The sequence below is a fragment of the Variovorax sp. KK3 genome, assembly GCF_001984055.1.
GTDB lineage: Bacteria > Pseudomonadota > Gammaproteobacteria > Burkholderiales > Burkholderiaceae_C > Variovorax.
The window spans coordinates 1-21115 of record NZ_LYVO01000098.1 but is presented as its reverse complement, the minus strand read 5'-3'; the positions used below and the strand labels follow the sequence as shown (position 1 = coordinate 21115).

At 68.0% G+C, this 21115-nt stretch carries 18 protein-coding genes and 1 other RNA gene; 13 read left to right on the top strand and 6 right to left on the bottom strand.

Annotated elements, in window-relative coordinates:
- Together B0W80_RS30310 and B0W80_RS30305 are read left to right on the top strand one after the other, a co-directional pair.
- A partial coding sequence (locus tag B0W80_RS30310; protein WP_218668972.1) for a JAB domain-containing protein occupies nt 1-554 on the top strand: 554 nt, incomplete at its 5' end.
- Between the two features lie 23 nt (nt 555-577).
- Complete coding sequence (locus B0W80_RS30305) at nt 578-976, top strand: ABZJ_00895 family protein (protein ID WP_077002866.1); 399 nt, start codon at nt 578-580, stop codon at nt 974-976.
- On the opposite strand, the gene B0W80_RS30300 is transcribed toward B0W80_RS30305, so the two are convergent.
- The 4 genes from B0W80_RS30300 to B0W80_RS30275 all read right to left on the bottom strand — a co-directional run bounded on the left by B0W80_RS30300 (nt 973) and on the right by B0W80_RS30275 (nt 5940).
- Nucleotides 973-3249, bottom strand: a complete 2277-nt coding sequence (locus B0W80_RS30300; RefSeq protein ID WP_179107060.1) for a hypothetical protein — start codon at nt 3247-3249, stop codon at nt 973-975. The two genes, B0W80_RS30305 and B0W80_RS30300, sit on opposite strands and share 4 nt — an antisense overlap.
- Nucleotides 3250-3270: 21 nt before the next feature.
- Nucleotides 3271-3798: a CesT family type III secretion system chaperone gene (locus B0W80_RS35210; RefSeq protein ID WP_143684849.1), complete on the bottom strand. Its 528-nt coding sequence runs from the start codon at nt 3796-3798 to the stop codon at nt 3271-3273.
- 10 nt (nt 3799-3808) lie between these two features.
- The gene (locus B0W80_RS30280) at nt 3809-5377 is read right to left on the bottom strand and encodes a methyl-accepting chemotaxis protein (protein ID WP_077002870.1); all 1569 of its coding nucleotides are present in this window, start codon (nt 5375-5377) and stop codon (nt 3809-3811) included.
- 152 nt (nt 5378-5529) lie between these two features.
- Entirely contained in the window at nt 5530-5940 is a 411-nt protein-coding gene (locus B0W80_RS30275; RefSeq protein WP_179107059.1) for a sensor histidine kinase KdpD, read from the bottom strand.
- Between the two features lie 26 nt (nt 5941-5966).
- Here B0W80_RS30275 and B0W80_RS30270 point away from each other — a divergent pair, with 26 nt between their 5' ends.
- The 4 genes from B0W80_RS30270 (at nt 5967) to B0W80_RS30255 (ending at nt 8368) form a co-directional block, all read left to right on the top strand.
- Entirely contained in the window at nt 5967-6782 is an 816-nt protein-coding gene (locus tag B0W80_RS30270; protein WP_143684847.1) for an intradiol ring-cleavage dioxygenase, read from the top strand.
- An 88-nt stretch (nt 6783-6870) separates the two neighbouring features.
- Nucleotides 6871-7184: a transfer-messenger RNA gene (ssrA, locus tag B0W80_RS30265) on the top strand.
- Between the two features lie 99 nt (nt 7185-7283).
- Nucleotides 7284-7850, top strand: a complete 567-nt coding sequence (locus B0W80_RS30260) for an antitoxin Xre/MbcA/ParS toxin-binding domain-containing protein (protein WP_179107058.1) — start codon at nt 7284-7286, stop codon at nt 7848-7850.
- Between the two features lie 14 nt (nt 7851-7864).
- Nucleotides 7865-8368 carry an RES family NAD+ phosphorylase gene (locus B0W80_RS30255; RefSeq protein ID WP_077002860.1) on the top strand — a complete coding sequence of 168 codons (504 nt, stop codon included), beginning with the start codon at nt 7865-7867 and terminating at the stop codon, nt 8366-8368.
- A gap of 39 nt (nt 8369-8407) precedes the next feature.
- Here B0W80_RS30255 and B0W80_RS30250 read toward each other — a convergent pair whose 3' ends face one another.
- Nucleotides 8408-9331, bottom strand: coding sequence for a LysR family transcriptional regulator (locus B0W80_RS30250; protein ID WP_077002859.1), 924 nt, complete (start codon nt 9329-9331; stop codon nt 8408-8410).
- Between the two features lie 150 nt (nt 9332-9481).
- Between B0W80_RS30250 and B0W80_RS30245 the strand changes: the two genes are divergently transcribed.
- The 5 genes from B0W80_RS30245 (at nt 9482) to B0W80_RS30225 (ending at nt 17330) form a co-directional block, all read left to right on the top strand.
- Nucleotides 9482-11617, top strand: a complete 2136-nt coding sequence (locus tag B0W80_RS30245; RefSeq protein WP_077002858.1) for a 3-hydroxyacyl-CoA dehydrogenase NAD-binding domain-containing protein — start codon at nt 9482-9484, stop codon at nt 11615-11617.
- A 32-nt stretch (nt 11618-11649) separates the two neighbouring features.
- Nucleotides 11650-12840, top strand: coding sequence for an acetyl-CoA C-acyltransferase (locus B0W80_RS30240; protein ID WP_077002857.1), 1191 nt, complete (start codon nt 11650-11652; stop codon nt 12838-12840).
- 11 nt (nt 12841-12851) lie between these two features.
- Complete coding sequence (locus B0W80_RS30235) at nt 12852-14060, top strand: acyl-CoA dehydrogenase family protein (protein ID WP_077002856.1); 1209 nt, start codon at nt 12852-12854, stop codon at nt 14058-14060.
- A gap of 163 nt (nt 14061-14223) precedes the next feature.
- Nucleotides 14224-15357, top strand: a complete 1134-nt coding sequence (locus tag B0W80_RS30230; RefSeq protein WP_077002855.1) for an acyl-CoA dehydrogenase family protein — start codon at nt 14224-14226, stop codon at nt 15355-15357.
- On the top strand, nt 15354-17330 hold the full coding sequence (locus B0W80_RS30225; protein WP_077002854.1) for an acyl-CoA synthetase: 1977 nt from the start codon (nt 15354-15356) through the stop codon (nt 17328-17330). The genes B0W80_RS30230 and B0W80_RS30225 overlap by 4 nt, the downstream gene beginning before the upstream one ends.
- 9 nt (nt 17331-17339) lie before the next feature.
- On the opposite strand, the gene B0W80_RS30220 is transcribed toward B0W80_RS30225, so the two are convergent.
- Nucleotides 17340-19082, bottom strand: a complete 1743-nt coding sequence (locus B0W80_RS30220; RefSeq protein WP_077002853.1) for a carboxylesterase/lipase family protein — start codon at nt 19080-19082, stop codon at nt 17340-17342.
- Between the two features lie 194 nt (nt 19083-19276).
- Between B0W80_RS30220 and B0W80_RS30215 the strand changes: the two genes are divergently transcribed.
- A complete protein-coding gene (locus B0W80_RS30215; protein WP_077002852.1) occupies nt 19277-20320 on the top strand; it encodes a PAS domain S-box protein in 1044 nt (347 codons plus the stop codon).
- A 14-nt stretch (nt 20321-20334) separates the two neighbouring features.
- Nucleotides 20335-20967 carry a response regulator transcription factor gene (locus B0W80_RS30210; protein ID WP_077002868.1) on the top strand — a complete coding sequence of 211 codons (633 nt, stop codon included), beginning with the start codon at nt 20335-20337 and terminating at the stop codon, nt 20965-20967.
- Nucleotides 20968-21115 lie beyond the last annotated feature (148 nt).

The window sequence follows — 21115 nt, the reverse complement described above, 5'->3', positions numbered from 1 at the left end:
GGTCGTCATGGGGCGGATTGTCCCACCGGGCACGATCGCCACGCGCCATGCGAACAACTGACGCCGCTGATTGGGTATGCTGCTGGCCGGACTCACCAGACGGCAGAAGGGGCCGCATGGCCTATATCAAGGAACTCAAGGTCACATTCACCAGGAAGCGCGTCGACGACGACCTGCTGAACAAGCCTGTCGAAAGTCCCCGCCATGTCTACGAACTGTTCAGGGACATGCAGGACGAGACGAAGGAAAAGGTCGTCGTGCTTCATCTGAACCCGCAGCTCGAAGTGCTGTCGTACGAGGTGGCATCGATCGGCACTGGCCGCAACGCGCTGATCGAACCGATCGAGGTGTTTCGCAACGCGATACTCGCCCGGGCGACGAGCATCATCGTCGTGCACAACCACCCGTCGGGCAACTGCGCCCCCTCCACGGCAGACACCGAAGTCGCCGACCGGATGCACGCGCTCGGCGAACTGCACAACCTGCGGCTGCAGGACTTCATCATCATTGGCGATGACCAGTTCTACAGCTTCAGGGAGCGTTCGCACTTCTGACCTCGCCGAAGCGCCGCAAGACCGTGTCCCTGCGTCAACTTCTACTCCGCTTCGGCATCGCCTACCTGCTGCTCCTGCTCGCGGCCGGCGCCCTGCTCGCCGCGCTCGGCGTGCAGAACAACGCCGGGGTCAACGTCGCGGCCCTGCTCGGTGCGGTGATGTGGGCCTGCGTCGGCTTCGCCAAAAAAAACGGCCGCTACTTCACTCGCCCGGAAAAGCGCCGCGCCGTGCTGGGCATGCTGGCCGTCGACCTCGGCATCCAGGCGCTGTTCTCGATCATCGTGTCGGCGAGCCAAGGCACGCTGCCGGTCGCGGCTTTGGCGCTGGCATTGCTCTTCATCGGCGCATTGCATGCGCTGGTGATCTGGGTCTTCGTCGGCCTCGCGGGCCGTCAGTTCGCGCGAACCCAGCCGCCGGTTTAGGCCGGGGCGCCAGTCCAGCGCATCGCGGACCATCGACTGAACTGGCCGAGCTGCCGGGCAAGCGGCGAGGACGGCATGTTGCGCGTCTTGTCCAGGAAGGCGTCGATGGATTGGCAGAACGCCTGCATCGTTGCAGGCTCGCCGAGAAAGCGCGCTGCCAGCACGTCGTGGAGCTTCGACAGAAAGGCGCTGGAACCCGGCTCATGGTCGAGCCCTTGCGCCACCTCGCTCCACGCGTCCTGAAAATGGCCGATGAACACGGACACGTGAGGCTTGGGCTGCGCACCTGCCACCAGCGGAAACTTCATGCCCAGCGCAGTTGCGAGCTGCGCCTGAATGAAGTCCAACTGCGCAGAAGCCGGCTTGGCCGAAGCCACCTTGCAGATGGCGAGCAGCTGGAGCGCGTCGACCCCGAAGACATCCAGCAGCTTCATGAACGGCGATTCGGGATCGTGGTTGCCGTCCCGCACCAGGTCCTGCACCTGCCAGGCCAGGGCGAGCAGGGCGGCGTATTCGTTGTCGCGCACGTCGAACGCCATCTCGCGCGTGCCGGCGAAGCGCCCGTCTTCCGGCAGGTATTCGCCTTCCTGGAACTCCGCGCGCAGCGTGCGCCCGTCAGGATGGCTGCCGGCCAGTTTCGCCTCCCAGGTTTCGCGGGACGTGGCGAGGGCCAATGCGCCGACCGCACGCCGAAGCCACTTGTCCTTGTGCTCGGACTTCGCGCGACGGTAGTTGCGCAGCACGAACGCGCCGCCGACGAATGCGGCCGGCACGGCCGCCACCGCGGCCACGATGCCGCCCGTCGCCGCCGTCAAAACACCGCCCGCGACCAGCCCCAGCCCCACCAGCCCGGCGGCCGTCGAAGCAATGCGCGTGCTGCCTGAAAAGATGCGGATGCCGGCGAATATCTCCTCGCGTTCGGCTTGGCGGACCAACCGGTCCTGCCTGATCTGCAGGCCGTGCACCACGCCGCGCAGAAGCGCATGCTGGGGATGCGCCTTCGGCGTCTCCAGCAGTACCCGCGTCATCCCGAGCTTGCGCCGCTGCGCCGTCGCGTTCTGGTCGATGCGGCGAATTTGTTCTTGCCGGCCCTGAAGAATGTCGAGGGTGCCGCTCGCGAAGCCGAAGGGCGCCAGTGCAGCGCCAGCCGGCGCCGGGATGGCGGCCCCTGCATAGCCGGCCATCTGGATGCCGACCGCAAGGCTGGTGCCCACGGGTTGGACGATGGCCCCCTTCGCGCCCTCGAGCATGACCGCGTTCGCCTGCGCGCGCTGCTCGCGGGTCGGATCGATCAGCTTCGCGGCCGCCGACTCGAACAGCAGATAGGCCTGCGCCTCGTCCGGCGTGGCCTGGTCCAGGTGCATCAAGAATCGCCGGGCGTCTTCGCAGTGACGGAGATTCGCCTTCGCCTGCGCCCGGCTGCTGGCCACGGCGATGGCTCCGTCCGCACAGTCCATGGCATCGAGCACCAACGGACCCACAGCCAGCACGCCCAACCCGTTGACCGCTGCAAAAGCTGCATGCGCGGCGCCTGCATCCCCTTCGCGCAGCGCATCGGCGCCCACCGCCATTCCCGCCAGCCTGGCCGTACCCACGCTGGCGGCGACGCCGGAAACGGGCGTGAGCTTCGCAATGCTCAGCAGGGTGTCGACGCCCTCGGGTCCGCCGTAGCCGGAGCCCGTCGTGCGGGGCCTTCCGGCCAGCCCGTGCAGCAGGCGGCTCAGCTCGTTGAAAGCGCCTTGCGCCTTCTTGCCGAAAGCTGTGCTCGATTGCTGCACGCGTTCAACCCGGGTCTTGCCGGCCCGGATCCATTGGTCCTCGTGACACTCCCGGCCATCCGCATCGACGAAGGACTTGATCTGTTTCTGGTAGCGAGGACTGTGCTCTTCGCGCCGCTGGCGCTCCCTCGCATGGGCGTAGTGACCGTGAAAGCGAAGCGCGCCGGCCTGCCGCCGATCGCGAAGAGCCGACAGATCCATGCCGAAGGCCTGCGACGACCGGGGCTGGGCTTGCGAGGCTTGAACCTGATCATCGCTGATGTCCTCGTCGTCGTTGCGCGCACCGACGATGAGCCGATCCGTCGGAATGTCCGAAACGAGCTCTTCCGGTGACGTCGGCCCCTTCCTTGTGGGCGCGCGAGGAATGAATCCCGATTCAGGAATCCGGTAGCTGACCCGCCTGGGCCGCTGTTCGCACTCGCGACCTGGCGGGCGAGGCGAGAGGTGCGAGGCTCCCGTCGCGCCGTGCATCGCTACCAGCGTGGATGTGCCCATCGGCGCCGTGCTTCGAATGCATCAAGCCTGGAAGCGCGGAAGCACCGCACCTCGACCGCCCGTGCGGTGGTCGTCGAGCGCGGCGCGCACCGTGCACTCCCACTCGCGCAGCAGCGGGAACATCTGCTCTTCGATGACGAATTCGAGGCTGATGACCTCGTCGAGCAAGGCCTGCAAGGGCAGGTGGTAGGCAGCGAGCGGCTGGCCGCTTTGCGAATCCAGGCTGAAGACCGGCCAGCAAAGCGTGGTGTGGCCCAGGTTGGCTTCGAGCAGGAGCTTGAAGAGAACCCACATTCCATCGCCTGAAGCAGCATGGCCCAGCGGCAGGACCAGGCGCACCTCGTCTCGCTCTTCGAGGTATTCGATGGACATCAACGTGCCGTCGACTTCCAGCAGACCGTACTCGATCAGATCGCCAGACGCCTCGATTCCCTTGGCCTCGCAAAACTCTTGGAGCAGTTCTATATATTTGTTTCTTCCCATGAGGTCGAATGCTAACCAACCATGGGGCATAAAAGATCTGGTTTTTTGTCGCAGCGTGGCGTACACGCCGCACCGGTCAAGCCGCTTCCGCGTGGCCCAGCCTGAACACGCTGACGACCTGCGACAGCCCGCCCGCCTGTTCCTGCATCGACTGGGCTGCGGCGGATGCTTGCTCCACCAGCGCCGCGTTCTGCTGCGTCACCTGGTCCATCTGCGCGATGGCCTGGTTCACCTGCTCGATGCCCTGGGTCTGCTCATGGCTGGCCGCTGTGATCTCGCCCATGATGTCCGTCACGCGCTGAACGCTGGCGACGATCTCTTGCATCGTCCTGCCGGCTTCACCGACCAGTGCCGTGCCGGCATCGACCTTGCCCACCGAGTCGTCGATCAGGCCCTTGATCTCCTTCGCCGCCGCGCCCGAGCGCTGCGCCAGGCTGCGGACTTCGGCCGCCACCACCGCGAAGCCGCGGCCTTGTTCGCCTGCACGGGCCGCCTCGACGGCCGCATTGAGCGCCAGGATGTTGGTCTGGAAAGCAATGCCGTCGATCACGCCGATGATGTCGACGATCTTCTTGGACGAAGCGTGGATCGACGCCATGGTGTCCACCACCTGGCTCACGACCTCGCCGCCCTTGACGGCCACGCCCGAGGCCGACATGGCCAGCTGATTGGCCTGCCGCGCGTTGTCGGCATTCTGTTTGACGGTGCTGGTGAGCTGCTCCATCGACGCCGCGGTTTGCTCGAGCGAACTGGCCTGCTCTTCGGTGCGGGAGGACAAGTCGTGGTTGCCCGACGCGATCTGGCCCGAAGCGGTGGCGATGGTGTCGGTGCCGTTTCGCACTTCGCCGACCACCTTGGCGAGGCTGTCGTTCATGTCGCGCAGCGCGGCCATCAGCAGGCCGGTCTCGTCTCGCGTGGTCGCCGTCACGCGGCTGCTCAAGTCGCCCGAGGCCACGGTCTGGGCCACCTGCACCGCCGCGTTGAGCGGGCGCGTGATCGAGCGGGTCAGCAAGATGGCGGTGGCCACGCCGGCCAGCAGCGACAGGCCGCTGATCAGCAGGATCACCCACTTCGCATTGCCGTAGGCAGCCTGCGCAGCGGCGACGCTGCGGGCCGAGCCGGCCTGCAGCGTCTGCTCGAACGCTTCCACGTGGGCGATGACCCGGGTCAGCAGCGGCATGCATTCCTGCGTCAGTGCCCTGATGGCGTCGTCGGTGCGGCCCGAGGTGGCGAGCGCCACCACCTTGCCAGCGATCGGCAGGTATCGGGCCTCGAGCTCCTTCAGCTCTTCGAGCATGCGGCGCTCGTCTTGCGTGCCGGCGGCGGGGTCTTTCATGATGCCTGCCAGGCGCTCCATGCCTTTGTCGATCTCGGCCTGCGACGACTTGACCAACGCCAGGTCGGCCTTCTGGAGCGCGGGGTCGCTGACCAGCGCGAGGTTGCGCGCAGCGATGGCGCGCTTGCCGATGGCGAACTGCACGTCGGTCAGCGCGCTGACCTTGCCGGCGCCGATGTCGTTGGTGATGCGGATCTGATAGGACAGCATGGCCATCTGGCTCAGGCCGATCGCGGTGATGGCCAATTGCAGCAGCAACAGGATGGCAAAGCCCAGGCCCAGCCGGGCGCTGATCTTCCAGTTCTTCATCGAGGGGCTCCCTTGAAAGCAGTAGTCGTCGTGGTCGTAATCGTCGTCACGCCGCGCTCGTGCGCGACGGACCGATTCTTCCAAGCCCTGGCGCCTTCGAAGCCGCGATCAGACGGGCCAATGCGCCTCTGCTTCCCGGATCGAGACGCCCTCTACGTGCCCACCGCACCGTACGCCAGCGGCAGCCGCACCTGCGCGACCAGCCCGCGCTGCCCGCGCGTGAGTTGCACCTCTCCGCCGTGGGCGCGCGCGATCGACCGGCAGACCGCCAGGCCCAGTCCGCTCCCCTGCTTGCCCGACGCACGAGCGACAGGCGCGCGGTAGAAGGGCTGGAACACGCGCTCCAGCTCTTCGTCCGGAAGACCCGGGCCGTTGTCTCCGACCTCGGCCACGGCATCGCGCGCGTCGATGAAGAGCCGCACGCGTGCCTGTTGGCCGTACTTGACCGCGTTCTCGATCAGGTTGTCGAGCACGCGGCGCACGCCGATCGCGTCGACCTCGACCGCGGCATGTTCGCTGCGCTCCAGCCGCACGTCCTTGCCGACGAAGAGCGCTTGGTCCACCACGTCGCGCAGCAAGCTCGGCGCTGATGCTGGCCGGCTGCGGCGGTGGCGGGTCCGACGGCAGCAGCCTCGCGAGCCTTGCAGGCACGTCGGGCACGACAGCCGCAAGCACCACCGGCAGCGCAGCCAGCGCGACCACGTCGACGAGCACCGTCGCCGCGTCCAGCACGACGACCACCAGCAGCAGCTGCACCGCCCTGCCCGGCGAAACCGCCGGGCCCTACCCCGCCGACGGCACCAATACGGCCAGCGGCGCCACGTCCGATGTGCTGACCGCCAGCGGCATCGTGCGCAGCGACATCCGCAGCAGCTTCATCGGCACCGCGACCCAGGCACAGGGCGTGGCGACGACGCTCACGCTGACGCTGGTCAACACCAGCGCGAGTTGCGCGCCGCTGTCGGGCTATGCGATCTACCTGTGGCACTGCGACCGTGACGGCAACTACTCGCTCTACACGGCATCGGCCGAAAGCTACCTGCGCGGCGTGCAGGTGACCGACGCGAACGGCCAGGTCGCCTCCACGACCATCTTCCCGGGCTGCTATTCCGGCCGCTGGCCGCACATGCATTTCGAGGTGTTCGCCAGCCTTGCCGCCGCCACGACCGGCCGCAATGCGCTGCTGACCTCGCAGCTGGCCCTGCCCAGCGCCGCCTGCAGCGCGGTCTATCCCTACGCCACCGGCTACGCCTCGAGCGTCAACAACTTCGCCAACGTGACGCTCGGCAGCGACAAGGTGTTCGGCGACAACACCGCGGCGCAGATCGCCGCCATGACGCCGGCGATGACGGGCAGCGTGACGGCAGGCTATGCGGCCGCCGCGACGATCGGCATCGCGCGCTAGGCGACATCGAATCGCGTGGGATTGGAACTTACCTGGGTGCTCGGGTTACTCAAGGCCCTCAACCGAGGCATGTTCGTCGCCTGCAGTTGAACCAATGATCGTGTGAGCCCGACGGCGCAACCCGCAGGAAGGCTCTGAAGCTCGAAGCTCAAGTGTGTCGGACGGGGGTTCGATTCCCCCCAGCTCCACCAGAGTGCGGATGCGCAGGCGTCCTCAGTCTCGTGGGGCTGACTGGTTTCGACGGCGCATGGCGGCCCAGGGCAACGATTCGAGAGGCGACTGCCGTAAGCAGAGCAAATCCAGTAAATGCCAATGACAGCTTTTACTTGAAGCAGGCCTAAATCCCGCTTCGGAGTGACCCGCGAGGGTTCCCGGCCCCTGCAGCCTTCGGCTGCAGGCTCGGCAACAGAAAGGTCGGGACCTTTTCCCAGGCAGGTGCAGCATGGGCTTTCTTGCATCTGCCTTGTGGCACACTGAGTACGCCAAATGGCATTACCAGTCATGAACAAAGTGCCTCACGCCTACCGCCCCCGGCCCACCAGCTTCCGGGAGTTGCCGGACGATCACTTCCCCCACGTCTCCGAAGAACTGCGGGAGCACTACAGCGCCCTGATCGACGCCAACGGCACGCAGCTGGTCATCGCCCTGGAGCTGCTGGGCGGCCACCAGGTGCTGGCCCACACACCCGAGAGCCTGCTGGACGTTCACCATTGGGTCGCGCACGGAATTCCCAGTGTGGCCATCCTTCACCTGGCGCATGCCATCGAGCCGCTGCCGTCCGGCACGCTGAGCGAAGCGTTGGGCATCAGCCTGCGTACCTTGCACCGCAAGAAGGGATCGCAGAGTGAAACTCTCAGCGTGGCGCAGGGCGGCCGTGCATTCAAGTTCGCCGAAGTCGTCGCCAAGGCCACCGTGGTGCTCGGCAGCAGGGAGGCCGCCGTTCAATGGCTGACGGCGCCCGCCATCGGGCTGAACCAGCAAAAGCCGATCGACTTGTTGGCCACGCCCATGGGCACGCAACTCGTCGAAGAGCTGCTAGACCGCATCGAGTACGGGGTCTACGCTTGAGGCGCGGCCATCCCATGGTGCCCGTTCCCAAGATCGGAGCGGACGCCCCTGCGCTTGCCTGGCGCCTCGACCGGCAACATTACGCCACTGCCTGGGACAGCGGCATCGGCGCAGAACGGCTGGGCGGCCGCTGGAGTGCCAAAGGACAGCGTGCCGTGTATTGCTCCATCGACCCGAGCACTGCCATCCTCGAAGTCGCCGTGCATGCGGGCTTTCCGGTACTGGATACGCACCCTCATGTACTTACCTGCCTGGAGATCACGAGCGAACCGATCCACGTGGTGCAGCCAGAAGGCGTGCCGAATCCCGCCTGGCTGATCCCCGGCACGCCCAGTGCAGGACAGCAAGCCTTCGGCAGCCAGCTCCTCGCGCGGCACGGCATGGTTCTGTTCCCAAGCGCCGTGTCGCGGTTCAGCTGGAACCTGGTGATTGAACCGAACGTCGCCAGAGGCCGCTACCGCAAACACGCGCAAGGCCGCTTCGCGCTCGACACGCGCCTGCACCCTCCCCTGGCCTAGTTCACAAGATTACCTTCGCCTTGGGAGCGGCCCGGCAGCTCATGACGACGCTTCGCCCGGCGAAGCCGCCACCCCACCCGCCCTCGCGCGCTCCAGGATGAAATCGATGAAGGTCCGCGTCGCCCGCGTGTGCTGCCGGTTGGGCATGTACAGCATGAACATCTGCGTGCCGAAGATGCTCAGGCGCCAATCGTCGAGGGCGGTGAACACGGCGCCGCGCCGCACGTCGTCCTGCACCACGTAGTCGGGCACCAGGCCGATGCCCAGGCCGGCCAGGATGGCCTGGCGCAGGAACAGGAAGTTCTCGGAGATCAGCGTGGGCTCCAGCATCACCTCGCGCCGCTCTTCGCCGCGGTACGCCGACATGCGCAGCTGGCGGCCGATGACCGCGGCGGTGACCACCGGCGCGGTGCTGAGCTGGTCGAGTTGCGTGGGCAGGCCGTGCTCCTGCGCGTAGGCGCGTGAGGCGCATGCGACGTAGCGCACCGGGCCCAGCTCGCGCGCAACCAGGTTCAGCGGCGGCTCGGGGATCACGCGAACGGCGATGTCGACCTCGTCGCGCATCAGGTCTTCGATGCGGTTCTCGAACAGCACGTCCAGCACGATGCCCGGGTAGAGGCGCTTGAACTCGATCAGCCAGTCGGACATGACCAGTTGCCCATAGCCGCTGGGCACGCTCAAGCGCACGCGGCCGACCAGGCCCTCGCCCAGCGCCGATGCCGATTCGCGCGCGGCCTGCAATTCGTTCTGGATGGCCAGGCCGTGCTGATACAGGCGCTGGCCGATCTCGGTGGCCTCGGCGCGGCGGGTGGTGCGCCGCACGAGCTGGGCGCCGACCGAGCGCTCGAGCTGGTTCAGGTGGTAGCTGACGTTGGCGCGGCTCATCTTGAGCCGGCGCGCCGCCTCGCTCAGGTTGCCGGCATCGAGGATCTCGACCAGCAGGGTCAGCGATTGCAAGTCCATGGGCGAGAGATTTTGTCAAAAATTCTTTGACAGTCTGTCAACCACTCATGCAATTGTCAAAACAGGAGCCGCGCCCAAGAATGCAGGGGTCCGCCCCCCAGCTTTCACGGACCGGTCCAGGTCCGCGCCCCCAACGGAGATATCCCTCGCATGGCCACCCCCGCCGCTTCCCCTTCCGTTTCCAATCCTGTCCGCTTCGAACGCCAGGCCGGCGTGCTGCTCGTGACGATCGACAACCCGCCCGTCAACGCCCTGGGCGTGGACGTGCGCCGTGGCTTGGTGGCCGCCATTGATGCAGCCGAGGCCGACGGTGGCGCGGCTGCGGTGCTGCTGGTGGGCGCGGGCCGCAACTTCATCGCCGGCGCCGACATCCGCGAGTTCGGCAAGCCGCCGCAGCAGCCTTCGCTGCCCGAGGTCTGCGCCCGCATCGAAAACTGCAGCAAGCCGGTGGTCGCCGCCATCCATGGCGCCGCGCTGGGCGGGGGGCTGGAAATCGCGCTGTCGGCGCACTACCGCCTGGCCGCGCCCTCGGCCAAGCTGGGCCTGCCCGAGGTGCAACTGGGCCTGATGCCGGGCTCGGGCGGCACGCAGCGCGCGCCGCGCTTGATCGGCGTCAAGGCCGCGCTCGAGTTGATGCTGAGCGGCCGCCATGCCGGTGCCAAGGAAGCGCTGGCGCTGGGCCTGATCGACAGGTTGGGCGAAGGCGCCGATGCGCTCGCCGAAGGACTGGCCTACGCGAAAGAACTGGCAGCAGCCAAGGCCCTGGTGCGTCGCACGCGCGACGCTGCTGCCGCATTGGCCGACAAGGACGCCCAGCGCGCCGCGCTCGAAGCCGCCCGCGCCGACACCGCCAAGAAGAGCCGCGGCCTGTTCTCGCCGATGAAGATCGTCGAAGCGACCGAAGCCGCGCTGACTTTGCCCTTCGACGAAGGCATGGCGCTGGAGCGCAAGCTGTTCCTGGAATGCATCGACAGCCCGCAGCGCGCCGGGCTCATCCATGCCTTCTTCGCCGAACGCGAAGCGCTCAAGGCGCCCGAGACCAAGGCTGCCAAGCCGCGCGCCATCGAGTCCTGCGGCATCGTCGGCGGCGGCACCATGGGCGCCGGCATCGCGGTGGCCATGCTCGACGCCGGCCTGCCCGTGACCATGATCGAACGCGACGAGCCCAGCCTCGCGCGCGGCCGCGGCCACGTCGAGAAGGTGTACGACGGCCTGATCGCCAAGGGCCGCATGACGGCCGACGGCAAGGCGGCCGTGATGGCACGCTTCAGCGGCTCGACCGCCTACGACGCGTTGGCGAAGGTCGACCTCGTGGTCGAAGCCGTGTTCGAGGACATGGCCGTGAAGAAGGCGGTCTTCGCCGAACTCGACCGCGTGTGCAAGCCCGGCGCCGTGCTGGCCACCAACACGTCCTACCTCGACATCGACGAGATCGCGGCCAGCATCTCGCGCCCGGCCGATGTGCTGGGCCTGCACTTCTTCTCGCCGGCCAACATCATGAAGCTGCTCGAGATCGTGGTGCCGGCGAAGGTCAGCGCCGACGTGGTCGCCACCGGCTTCGAGCTGGCCAAGAAGCTCAAGAAGACGCCGGTGCGCGCCGGCGTGTGCGACGGCTTCATCGGCAACCGCATCCTCGCGGTGTACCGCCAGGCGGCCGACCACATGATGGAAGACGGCGCCTCGCCCTACCAGATCGACAAGGCCGTGCGCGACTTCGGCTACCCCATGGGCCCCTTCCAGGTGTCGGACCTGGCCGGCGGCGACATCGGCTGGGCCACGCGCAAACGCAAGGCCGCGACGCGCGACCCCAAGGCCCGCTACGTGCAGATCGCCGACCGCATCTGCGAGCGCGGCTGGTTCGGCCAGAAGACCGCGCGCGGCTACTACCTGTACCCCGAAGGCGCGCGCACCGGCACGCCCGACCCCGAAGTGCAAGCCATCATCGACGCCGAGCGCCAGCGCGCCGGCGTCAAGCCGCGCAGCTTCAGCGACGAAGAAATCATGCGCCGCTACATGGCCGCGATGGTCAACGAGGGCGCCAACGTCGTGCACCAGCGCATCGCGTTGCGCCCGCTCGACGTGGACGTGACCTTTCTCTACGGCTACGGCTTTCCGCGCCACCGCGGCGGCCCAATGAAGTACGCCGACACGGTGGGCCTGCCCAAGGTGCTGGCCGACATCCGCGAGTTCGCGAAAGAAGACCCGCTGTTCTGGAAAGCCTCGCCGCTGCTGGTGGAGCTGGTGGAGCGCGGCGCCGACTTCTCGAGCCTCAACCAATCCGAGTAATTCAAGCAAGCCGACCAGCAGGAGACAACCCCATGCGCGAAGCCGTCATCGTTTCCACCGCCCGCACGCCGCTGACCAAGGCGCACCGCGGCGAGTTCAACATCACGCCCGGCCCCACGCTGGCCGCCTTCGCCGTCAAGGCGGCGGTGGAGCGCGCCGGCATCGACCCGGCGCTGATCGAAGACGCCATCCTCGGCTGCGGCTACCCCGAGGGCACCACCGGCCGCAACGTGGCGCGCCAGACCATCGTGCGCGCCGGGCTGCCGATCAGCATCGCCGGCACCACCGTCAACCGCTTCTGCGCGTCGGGTCTGCAGGCCATCGCGATGGCGGCGGGCCGCATCGTGCTCGAAGGCGTGCCGGCGATGATCGCGGGCGGCGTGGAGAGCATCTCGCAGATCCGCTCGCGCAGCGCCACCGACAGTGGTGATTCGGGCATGGACCCGTGGATCGTCGAGCACAAGCCGCAGCTGTACCTGTCGATGATCGAAACGGCCGACATCGTCGCCAAGCGCTACGAGATCGGCCGCGAGGCGCAGGACCGCTTCTCGGTGGAAAGCCAGCGCAAGACCGCCGAGGCGCAACAGGCCGGCCGCTACAAGGACGAGATCGTGGCCTGCACCACCACCATGGCCGTGACCGACAAGGAGACCAAGCAGGTCAGCCACCGCGAAGTCACCATCGACCACGACACCTGCAACCGCGCCGGCACCACCTACGAGGGGCTGGCCAAGCTCGAGCCCGTGATGGGCGCCGGCAAGTTCGTCACCGCCGGCAACTCGTCGCAGCTGTCCGATGGCGCCTCGGCCTGCGTGCTGATGGAAGCCAAGGACGCCGAGCGCGCCAACCTCAAGCCCCTGGGCGCCTTCCGCGGCCTGGCACTGGCCGGCTGCGAGCCCGACGAGATGGGCATCGGCCCGGTGTTCGCGGTGCCGAAACTGCTGGCGCGTCATGGGCTGAAGGTCGACGATATCGACCTCTGGGAACTCAACGAGGCCTTCGCCTCGCAGTCCATCTACTGCCAGGAGAAGCTCGGCATTCCGGCCGAGCGGCTCAATGTCGACGGCGGCGCGATCTCGATCGGCCACCCCTTCGGCATGACGGGCGCGCGGCTGGCCGGCCACGTGCTGATCGAAGGGCGGCGCCGCGGCGCGAAGTACGCGGTGGTCACGATGTGCATCGCAGGCGGCATGGGCGCCGCGGGCCTGTTCGAAATTTTCTGAGAAGTACGCGTATGGACCTCAACTTCACCCCTGAAGAGCAAGCCTTCCGCAACGAAGTGCGCAGCTTCCTCGCCGAGAAGCTGCCCAGGCAACTCTCCGACAAGGTCGCCGACGGCATGCACCTGGGCAAGGCCGACATGGCCCAGTGGCACGCGATCCTCAACGAGCGCGGCTGGCTGGCGAACCACTGGCCCGAGCAATACGGCGGCCCGGGCTGGACCGCGGTCGAGAAGTTCATCTTCGAAAACGAATGCGCGCTGGCCCATGCGCCGCGCATCGTGCCCTTCGGCGTGAACATGCTGGGGCCGGTGCTGATCAAGTACGGCAACGAAGAACAGAAGCAGCGCTGGCTGCCGCGCATCCTCGACGGCTCGGACTGGTGGTGCCAGGGCTATTCGGAGCCGGGCGCCGGCTCCGACCTGGCATCGGTCAAGACATCGGCCGTGCGCGGCATCGACGCGCAGGGGCCGCACTACATCGTGAACGGCCAGAAGACCTGGACCACGCTGGGCCAGCACGCCAACATGATCTTCTGCCTGGTGCGCACCAACCGCGAGGCGAAGAAGCAGGAAGGCATCAGCTTCCTGCTGATCGACATGAATTCGCCCGGCGTCGAAGTGCGCCCGATCATCACGCTCGACGGCGACCACGAAGTCAACGAAGTGTTCTTCTCCGACGTGCGCGTGCCGGCCGACAACCTGGTGGGCGAGGAAGACAAGGGCTGGACCTGCGCCAAGTACCTGCTGACCTACGAGCGCACCAACATCGCGGGCGTGGGCTTCTCGGTGGCGGCCATGGAGCAGCTCAAGGTGATCGCCGCCAAGCAGACGAAGAACGGCAGGCCGCTCGCCGAAGACCCGGCCTTCGCGGCGCGCATGGCGCGGGTCGAGATCGACCTCGAGAACATGAAGACCACCAACCTGCGCGTGATCGCGGCGGTGGCAGGCGGCGGCGTGCCGGGCGCCGAAAGCTCCATGCTCAAGATCCGCGGCACCGAGATCCGGCAGGAGATCTCGTCGCTGATCCGGCGGGCGATGGGGCCTTATGCACGGCCCTACGTGCATGAAGCGCTGGAAGATGGCTTCGATGGCGCGCCCATCGGCCCGAAGGAAGCGGCGCCCGCGGCGTCGAAGTACTTCAACAACCGCAAGCTGTCGATCTTCGGCGGCTCGAACGAGATTCAAAAGAACATCATCTCCAAGATGATCCTCGGCTTGTAATGGCTCTCCCCCAGGCTTCCCCACTTCGTGTGGTCCGCCACCCCACTCGCCGGGGGCAACACCAGCGGCCCGGCAAAGGCGGTTCCGCGGTGTTCCTGGTATCACCCTTTTTGATGCCGCGCCGATCGAGCGGCGCGCGTCCGTTGACGCGAGGAGACTTGATATGAATTTCGAACACACCGAAGACCGGCGCATGCTCGCCGACAGCCTCAACCGCTTCATCGCCGAGCAATATGCCTTCGAGGCGCGCGACAAGATCGCGAAGTCGGCCCAGGGCTACAGCCCCGAGATCTGGCAACAGTTCGCCGAGCTGGGCGTGATCGGCGCCCTGTTCCGCGAAGAGGATGGCGGCTTCGGCGGCGGCGGCTTCGACGTGGCCGTGGTCTTCGAGGCGCTGGGCCGCGGCCTGGTGGTCGAGCCGCTGCTGGGCGCCGTGATGGTCGGTGAGGCCATCGTCGCCTCGGGCAGCGCGGCGCAGAAAGACCATGTCGCCGGCATCGTCGCCGGCAGCACCATCGCCGCACTGGCGCACGAGGAAGCCGGCGCGCACTACCAAACGACGCGCGTGCAGACCCGCGCACGCCGCGACGGCGATGGCTGGCGGCTCGATGGCGCCAAGGCGGTGGTCCTGCATGGCGAGCACGCCGACCTGCTCGTGGTGTCGGCTCGCACGTCGGGCGAGGTCGACGGCGAGGCCGGCATCTCGCTCTTCGTCGTGCCCGCCAAGACGAACGGCGTGCAGGTGCGCGGCTGCCCTGCGATCGACGGTGGCCGCGTGGCCGAAATCAACTTCGAGGGCGTGCGACTGCCCGCCGACGCCCTGCTGGGCGCCGAGGGCCAGGGCTACGCCACGCTCGAACGCGCCATCGGCCGCGGCGTGCTCGCACTGTGCGCCGAGAGCCTGGGCGCGATGGAAGCGGCCAAGTCGGCGACGCTCGAATACTTGCGCACGCGCAAGCAGTTCGGCCAGCTGATCGGCAGCTTCCAGGCGCTGCAACACCGCATGGCCGACCTGCTGCTCGAAGTGGAACAGGCCCGCTCGGCCGTCATCAACGCCGCGGCCGCCATCGACGGCGACGACCGCGTGGCGCGCGAACGTGCGCTGTCGGCTGCCAAGTTCAGCATCGGCCGCATCGGCACGCTGGTGGCCGAAGAAAGCGTGCAGATGCACGGCGGCATCGGCATGACCTGGGAGCTGCCGCTGGCCCACTACGCCAAGCGGCTGGTGATGATCGACCACCAGCTCGGCGACGAAGACCACCACCTGCAACGCTACGCCGCGCTCGGCCGCTCATGACCCGCCCAGACGTCGCGCCTATTTCCGCGCCTATTTCCGCGCAGATCACCGCGCCGATCGCTGCGCCCTTTCGCGCATCGCTGCCCGTCGGCAGCATCGAGGACGTGCAGCGCATCGAGCAGACACCGCTCGCCGATGCGCTGGCCGTTCGCAGCACCTACGAGATCTTCCGCAACGCGGCGGCCGCCTTCGGCGACAAGACGGCGCTGACCTTTCTGCGCACGGGCGACCCGGCCGACGAGCCGATCCGCTGGTCCTTCGCGACGCTGTTCGCGGGCATCCACCAGACCGCGAACGTGCTGCACCGCCTGGGCGTCGGCCCGGACGATGCGGTCGCGATCCTGCTGCCCGGCTGCCTCGACTACCACCTGGCGCTGTGGGGCGGCGCCGCGGCCGGCATCGCGCAGCCGCTCAATCCGCTGCTCACCGACGAGAAGCTGGTCTCGCTGATGACCGCCGGCCGCGCCAAAGTGTTGATCGCCTACGGGGCCGAGGGCGACTCGGGCATGTGGTCGAAGGCGATGCGCCTGCGCGACCAGGTGCCCACGCTGACGACCGTGCTGCGCGTCGCGCCGCACGACGAAGCGCCCGGCAGCACCGGCCCGCTGCCCGAAGGCGTCGCCGACTTCGCTGCGCTGCGCGCGGTCGAGCCCGACGACCACCTGGTGAGCGGCCGCGACATCGCGCCCGAAGACATCGCCGCCTACTTCCACACCGGCGGCACCACCGGCGCGCCCAAGCTCGCGCGCCACAGCCACGGCGCCCAGGTGTTCAGCGCCTTCGCCAGCATCAACATGACGGGCCAGGGCCCGGGCGACATCTCGATCAACGGCTATCCGCTGTTCCACGTGGCCGGCGTGCTGCCGGCTTCGCTGGCCTCGCTGTCGGCCGGGGTCGAGGTGATCATTCCCACCACCACGCTGCTGCGCAACAAGCAGGTGATGGCCAACTACTGGCGGCTGGTCGAGAAGCACCGCCCGACCTCGCTGTCGGCGGTGCCCACCGTGCTGGCGGCGCTGGCCAACGTGCCGCTGGATGGTGCCGACATCTCTTCGATTCGCTACTGCCGCACCGGCGCCGCCGTGCTGCCGCCCGAGCTGGCCGCGCGATTCGAGCGCCTGTTCGGCCTGCACGTCCACGAGAGCCTGGGCATGACCGAGATGGCCGGCATCTCGACCATCACGCCGCCGGGCGTGGTCGGGCCGCCAGGCTGCGTCGGCTTCCGGCTGCCCTGGTCGCAGATCCGCATCGTCGCGCTCGATGCGCACGGCAACGCCAGCGACCGCGAGCTGCCGCCCGGCGAACAGGGCATGGTGCTGTTCAAGTCGCCCAACCTGTTCTCGGGCTTCGTCGACGCGGCCGACACGGCCAAGGCCTTCACCGCCGACGGCTGGCTCGCCACCGGCGACCTGGGCTGGATCGATGCCGAAGAGCGGCTCAACCTGAGCGGCCGCTCGAAGGACCTGATCATCCGCAGCGGCCACAACATCGACCCGAAGACCATCGAAGACGCGCTGGGCGCGCATCCGGCCGTGCAGCTGTGCGCAGCCGTGGGCGCGCCCGATGCCTATGCGGGCGAGTTGCCGGTGGCCTTCGCCACGCTGGTGCCCGGCATGCAGGCCACCGAAGCCGAGCTGCTGGCCTTCGCCGCCGCGCGCGTGGACGAGGCGCCGGCCAAGCCCAAGTCGGTGATGGTGATCGCGCAGATGCCGATGACCAACGTCGGCAAGATCTACAAGCCCGAGCTGCGTGCGCTGGCCGCGCGCCGCGTGGCCGAGGCGATGGTGGAAGAAGCCTGCACCGCGCTGGACCTGGACTCCGCCGCGCGACCGGCCGTCCAGCCCGACGGCGAGAGCGCACTGCGCATCGTCGTCGACGCGGCGGCCGCCGGGCCGGCCGCGCAGGCGCTGCAGGAGCGGCTGTCGCAGGCGATCGGGCGGCTGCCGGTCAAGGCCACGGTGCGGCTGCAATAGCGCGCGACTTCAGCGAACCCCGATGTTGGCCTGCGTGTTCGATGCATCGAACACCATGCGTGCCGGCCACAGCGGCCAGTTGGCATTGAGCGTCGGGTTGTTCGGGTTGCCGTTGCGCACGAAGGCCGCCAGCGACGACATCATGGCGTCCGACAGCGCCTCGCGGCCCGGCCGGTTGGCTGCGTTGAAGGCGAAGGAGAACACGCTCTTGCGATCGAAGGTGTTGAAGAAGAAGGGCAGGTCGATCGCATGCACGGCACCGTACACGGTGTCGAAGGGCTTGGGCTCCTGCTTCCAGTCGAAGCGGAAGTACCAGATCTTGTCCGACTGCTGCGTGGCCAGCGCCGCCAGCGACGCGTTGCCCGGCACCAGGAACACGCTGGTGCTCAAGGCGGCGGCGACCGTGTTCCAGCCGAGCACCGGTTTGTCCACGGGCAGGAAGGTCGGGTTGAGCAGGTCCGCTTCCGTCAGCGTCGGCGCCGCATCGGGGTTGAAGTTGTACTGCATCGTGAAGCGGTCGTAGTCGTTGGGCTTATAGGCACCCACGGCACCGCCGAAGAGCTTGCCTTCCTCGTTGGTGTTGCCCGCGAGCATGGGCACCTTGCGGTAGTTGCCGGCCGCAATGGCCGCCGCCGGCACGGCCGGGATCACGCTGCCGTCGCTGATGACGGCCGGCGCCGCGGCCATGCCGGGCGCGAGCGAGGCCTTAATCACGTCGTCCGACGACTTGCCACGCACATAGGTGGCGATCTGCTCGGGCGTCTGCGACGCGATGTAGAGCTGGGCCGACAACGCGTCGGTGGCCTTGCCGTCGGCGATGACCAGGTTGCTCAGCAGGCTGTTCGCGTAGAGCTTGGCCTGCGCCGGCGCGGTAGTGACCAGGCCGCCGCTCAGCGACACCGCCTTGTGCATGAGGCCGGCCGTCAGCGGCGACACCATCAGCGCCCACACGTTGACCGAGCCTGCCGACTGGCCCATCACCGTGACGTTGCCGGCATCGCCGCCGAAGGACTCGATGTTGGCATTGACGTACTTGAGCGCCTGGATCTGGTCGAGCGTGCCGAAGTTGCCCGAGTCGGCGGTCGCGTTGCCGGTCTTGAGCTGCGGCATGTCGAGCCAGCCGTACAGGCCGAGCCGGTAGTTGATGGTGACGACCACCGCGTTCGCCTTGGCGGCCAGCGCCTTGCCGTCGTAGATCGGGTCGGCCGAATAGCCCGAGATGTTGCTGCCGCCGTGGATGAACACGATGACGGGCAGCTTCTTCTGCTCGTTCGACGGGCGCCAGATGTTGAGCGTGAGGCAGTCCTCGCTGCCCACGGGCTTGCCGAAGCCGTCGCGCACGGCCAGGCTGTAAGGCGCGTCGTTGGGCGCGGGGCTGAAGAAGCGCCCGCCCTGTGCGCACGAGGGGCCGAACTGGCGGGCCGAGCGCGGGCCGGCCCAGGGCTCGGCCGCGACCGGCGGCATCCACCGCAGCGCGCCGACCGGCGGCTTGGCATACGGAATGCCCAGCCACGCGTGGGTGCCGCTGGTCTTCGACTGGTCGACGCCGGTCACGAAGCCCAGGGGCGTGGAGGCGATGGGATCGGAGGCCTGCGGCTGCGCCGCCGCGCCCGTGGCGCCCGTGGTGGCCGCAGCGGCGACGAAGGGCGAGGCGCCGGAGCCGCCGCCGCCTCCGCCGCAGGCGGCGAGCTGTGTCAGCAGCACGCCGCAGACGATGGAAGACGCGGAACGCGCGAGGGTGGATGGCTGCATGGGGTTGTCTCCTTGAATGGGCAGATGTCCGGCTGCTTCGGGAAGGCGCGGGGTGGCCGGGTCTCGCGCCGAGCTTAGGAAGAAGCCGCCAGCGCCTCCATCGGACGATTCCGAGAGGCGTCTAGGGATAGCACCCGTGACGCGCCGTACTGCTGAGCAACCCGTCGCAGCCGCGCCTGCCTATCATCGAACGCATGGACGAGACACCCGAACCGCCGCCGCCGGAGGTCCCCTTCCAGGCGATCATCGAGCAGTCGCTCGCGGGCATCTACGTCATGCAGGACGAGCGCTTCGTCTATTCCAATGCCACATGGGCCGGCATCGTCGGCTACTCGCCGCAGGAGCTGGTGGGCATGCACCTGCGCGACCTGGTAGCGCCGGACTTCCTCGATACGGTGCTCGAGCGCTACTACCAGCGGCTCAGCGGCGAGGTGCACAGCATGCGATTCGTCACCCGCGGCGTGCATCGCGACGGGCGCATCGTGCCGATCGAGATCCATGGCAGCCGCATGATGTTTCGCGGCCGGCCCGCCGTGGGCGGCGTGGGCATCGACATCACGGAGCGCGTGGCCAGGGAAGACGAGCTGCGCCGCTCGCGCGAACAGTTGCAAGAGCTGACCGCCTACACCCATCGCAAGCTGGAAGACCAGCGCATCGGCATCGCACGCGACGTGCACGACCGGCTGGGCGGCAGCCTCACGGCGATGAAGATGGATGCCACGCGCATCCTGCGGCGCGTGCAGGGCGATGAAGTGCGTGGCCTCACGCAGGGGCTGATCGCGCTGACGCAAGACACCATCGAAAGCGTCAAGACCATTTCCGAATCGCTCAGGCCCAGCGTGCTCGACCACGTGGGCCTGGCCGTGGCCATGGCGCGCGAGCTGGAACTGTTCTCGGCACGGGCGGGCGTGCTGCACGTGCTGGGCGGCGAAGGCGACTCGATGCGGCTGTCGCCCAAACGGGCGATGGCGGTGTACCGCATCTTCCAGGAGGGCCTGACCAACGTGGCCCGGCATGCGCGCGCGACGCGGGTCGAGGTGCACCTGTCCGAAGAAGGCGGGTACTTCGTGCTGCGGCTGCACGACGACGGTCGCGGCTTCACGCCCTCGATGCTCGACCGGGGCTCGCTCGGCCTGTTGAGCATGACCGAGCGGGCGCGCGAAGCAGGCGGCCAGCTCGACATCGCCTCGGCGCCGGGGCAAGGCACGCAGCTCGTGCTGCGTGTGCCGCTGCTGTGAAGGGCGAAGGACCGATGATCCGTGTCCTCGTCGTCGACGACCACACCATCTTCCGCTCCGGCGTGCAGCGCCTGCTGCTCGACGAGCCCGACGTGCGCGTGACCGCCGAGGCGCGCAACGGTGGCGAGGCGCTCGACCAGGTGCGCGCACAGGCATTCGACGTGGTGCTGCTCGACATCAACATGGAAGGCCGCAGCGGCCTGGACGTGATGGCCTCGCTGCGCGCGACCTCCGGCTGCCCGCCGGTGCTGGTTCTGTCGATGTACCCCGAGGAACAGTACGCGCTGGTCGCGGTGCAGGCCGGCGCCAACGGCTACATCGGAAAGGACGCGGAGCCGGCGGAGCTGGTGCGCGCCATCCGCCTCGTGGCCGGCGGCGGCAACTACCTGAGCGCGCTGGCCGCGCCGCTGGTGCAGCAACAGCTGCGCGGCCACGACGCGCGGCCGGCGCACCAGCGGCTCTCGGTGCGCGAGCACCAGATCATGCTGATGCTGCTGAAGGGCATGTCGGTCACGGCCATCGGCGAGGAGATGATGATCAGCGTGAAGACCGTCAGCACGCACCGCACCAACCTGCTCGAGAAGCTGGGGGTCGAAAGCACGGCGGAGCTGGTGCTCTATGCGGTGCGGCAGGGGATCATCGACTAGGCGTCTCCAGCGCCCCGAGCGCCCCGAGCGCCCCGAGCGCCGCATCCTAAGGAAAGCCCCGATGGGGCGGACGGTTATGCAACGTTACGATCCGCGCTGGCCGGATCCAGGCCGCTGCTCTCGCTTTCCGATGCCCTCCCCTCCCGAG

Excerpts from the sequence above, each read along its gene's own strand:
- B0W80_RS30245 (WP_077002858.1), top strand. The coding sequence starts at position 9,482 with ATGGCCACCCCCGCCGCTTCCCCTTCCGTTTCCAATCCTGTCCGCTTC.
- B0W80_RS30260 (WP_179107058.1), top strand. The coding sequence starts at position 7,284 with ATGAACAAAGTGCCTCACGCCTACCGCCCCCGGCCCACCAGCTTCCGG.
- B0W80_RS30220 (WP_077002853.1), bottom strand. The coding sequence starts at position 19,082 with ATGCAGCCATCCACCCTCGCGCGTTCCGCGTCTTCCATCGTCTGCGGC.
- B0W80_RS30255 (WP_077002860.1), top strand. The coding sequence starts at position 7,865 with ATGGTGCCCGTTCCCAAGATCGGAGCGGACGCCCCTGCGCTTGCCTGG.
- B0W80_RS30215 (WP_077002852.1), top strand. The coding sequence starts at position 19,277 with ATGGACGAGACACCCGAACCGCCGCCGCCGGAGGTCCCCTTCCAGGCG.
- B0W80_RS30280 (WP_077002870.1), bottom strand. The coding sequence starts at position 5,377 with ATGAAGAACTGGAAGATCAGCGCCCGGCTGGGCCTGGGCTTTGCCATC.
- B0W80_RS30235 (WP_077002856.1), top strand. The coding sequence starts at position 12,852 with ATGGACCTCAACTTCACCCCTGAAGAGCAAGCCTTCCGCAACGAAGTG.
- B0W80_RS30270 (WP_143684847.1), top strand. The coding sequence starts at position 5,967 with ATGCTGGCCGGCTGCGGCGGTGGCGGGTCCGACGGCAGCAGCCTCGCG.
- B0W80_RS30240 (WP_077002857.1), top strand. The coding sequence starts at position 11,650 with ATGCGCGAAGCCGTCATCGTTTCCACCGCCCGCACGCCGCTGACCAAG.
- B0W80_RS30230 (WP_077002855.1), top strand. The coding sequence starts at position 14,224 with ATGAATTTCGAACACACCGAAGACCGGCGCATGCTCGCCGACAGCCTC.
- B0W80_RS30250 (WP_077002859.1), bottom strand. The coding sequence starts at position 9,331 with ATGGACTTGCAATCGCTGACCCTGCTGGTCGAGATCCTCGATGCCGGC.
- B0W80_RS30300 (WP_179107060.1), bottom strand. The coding sequence starts at position 3,249 with ATGGGCACATCCACGCTGGTAGCGATGCACGGCGCGACGGGAGCCTCG.
- B0W80_RS30225 (WP_077002854.1), top strand. The coding sequence starts at position 15,354 with ATGACCCGCCCAGACGTCGCGCCTATTTCCGCGCCTATTTCCGCGCAG.
- B0W80_RS30210 (WP_077002868.1), top strand. The coding sequence starts at position 20,335 with ATGATCCGTGTCCTCGTCGTCGACGACCACACCATCTTCCGCTCCGGC.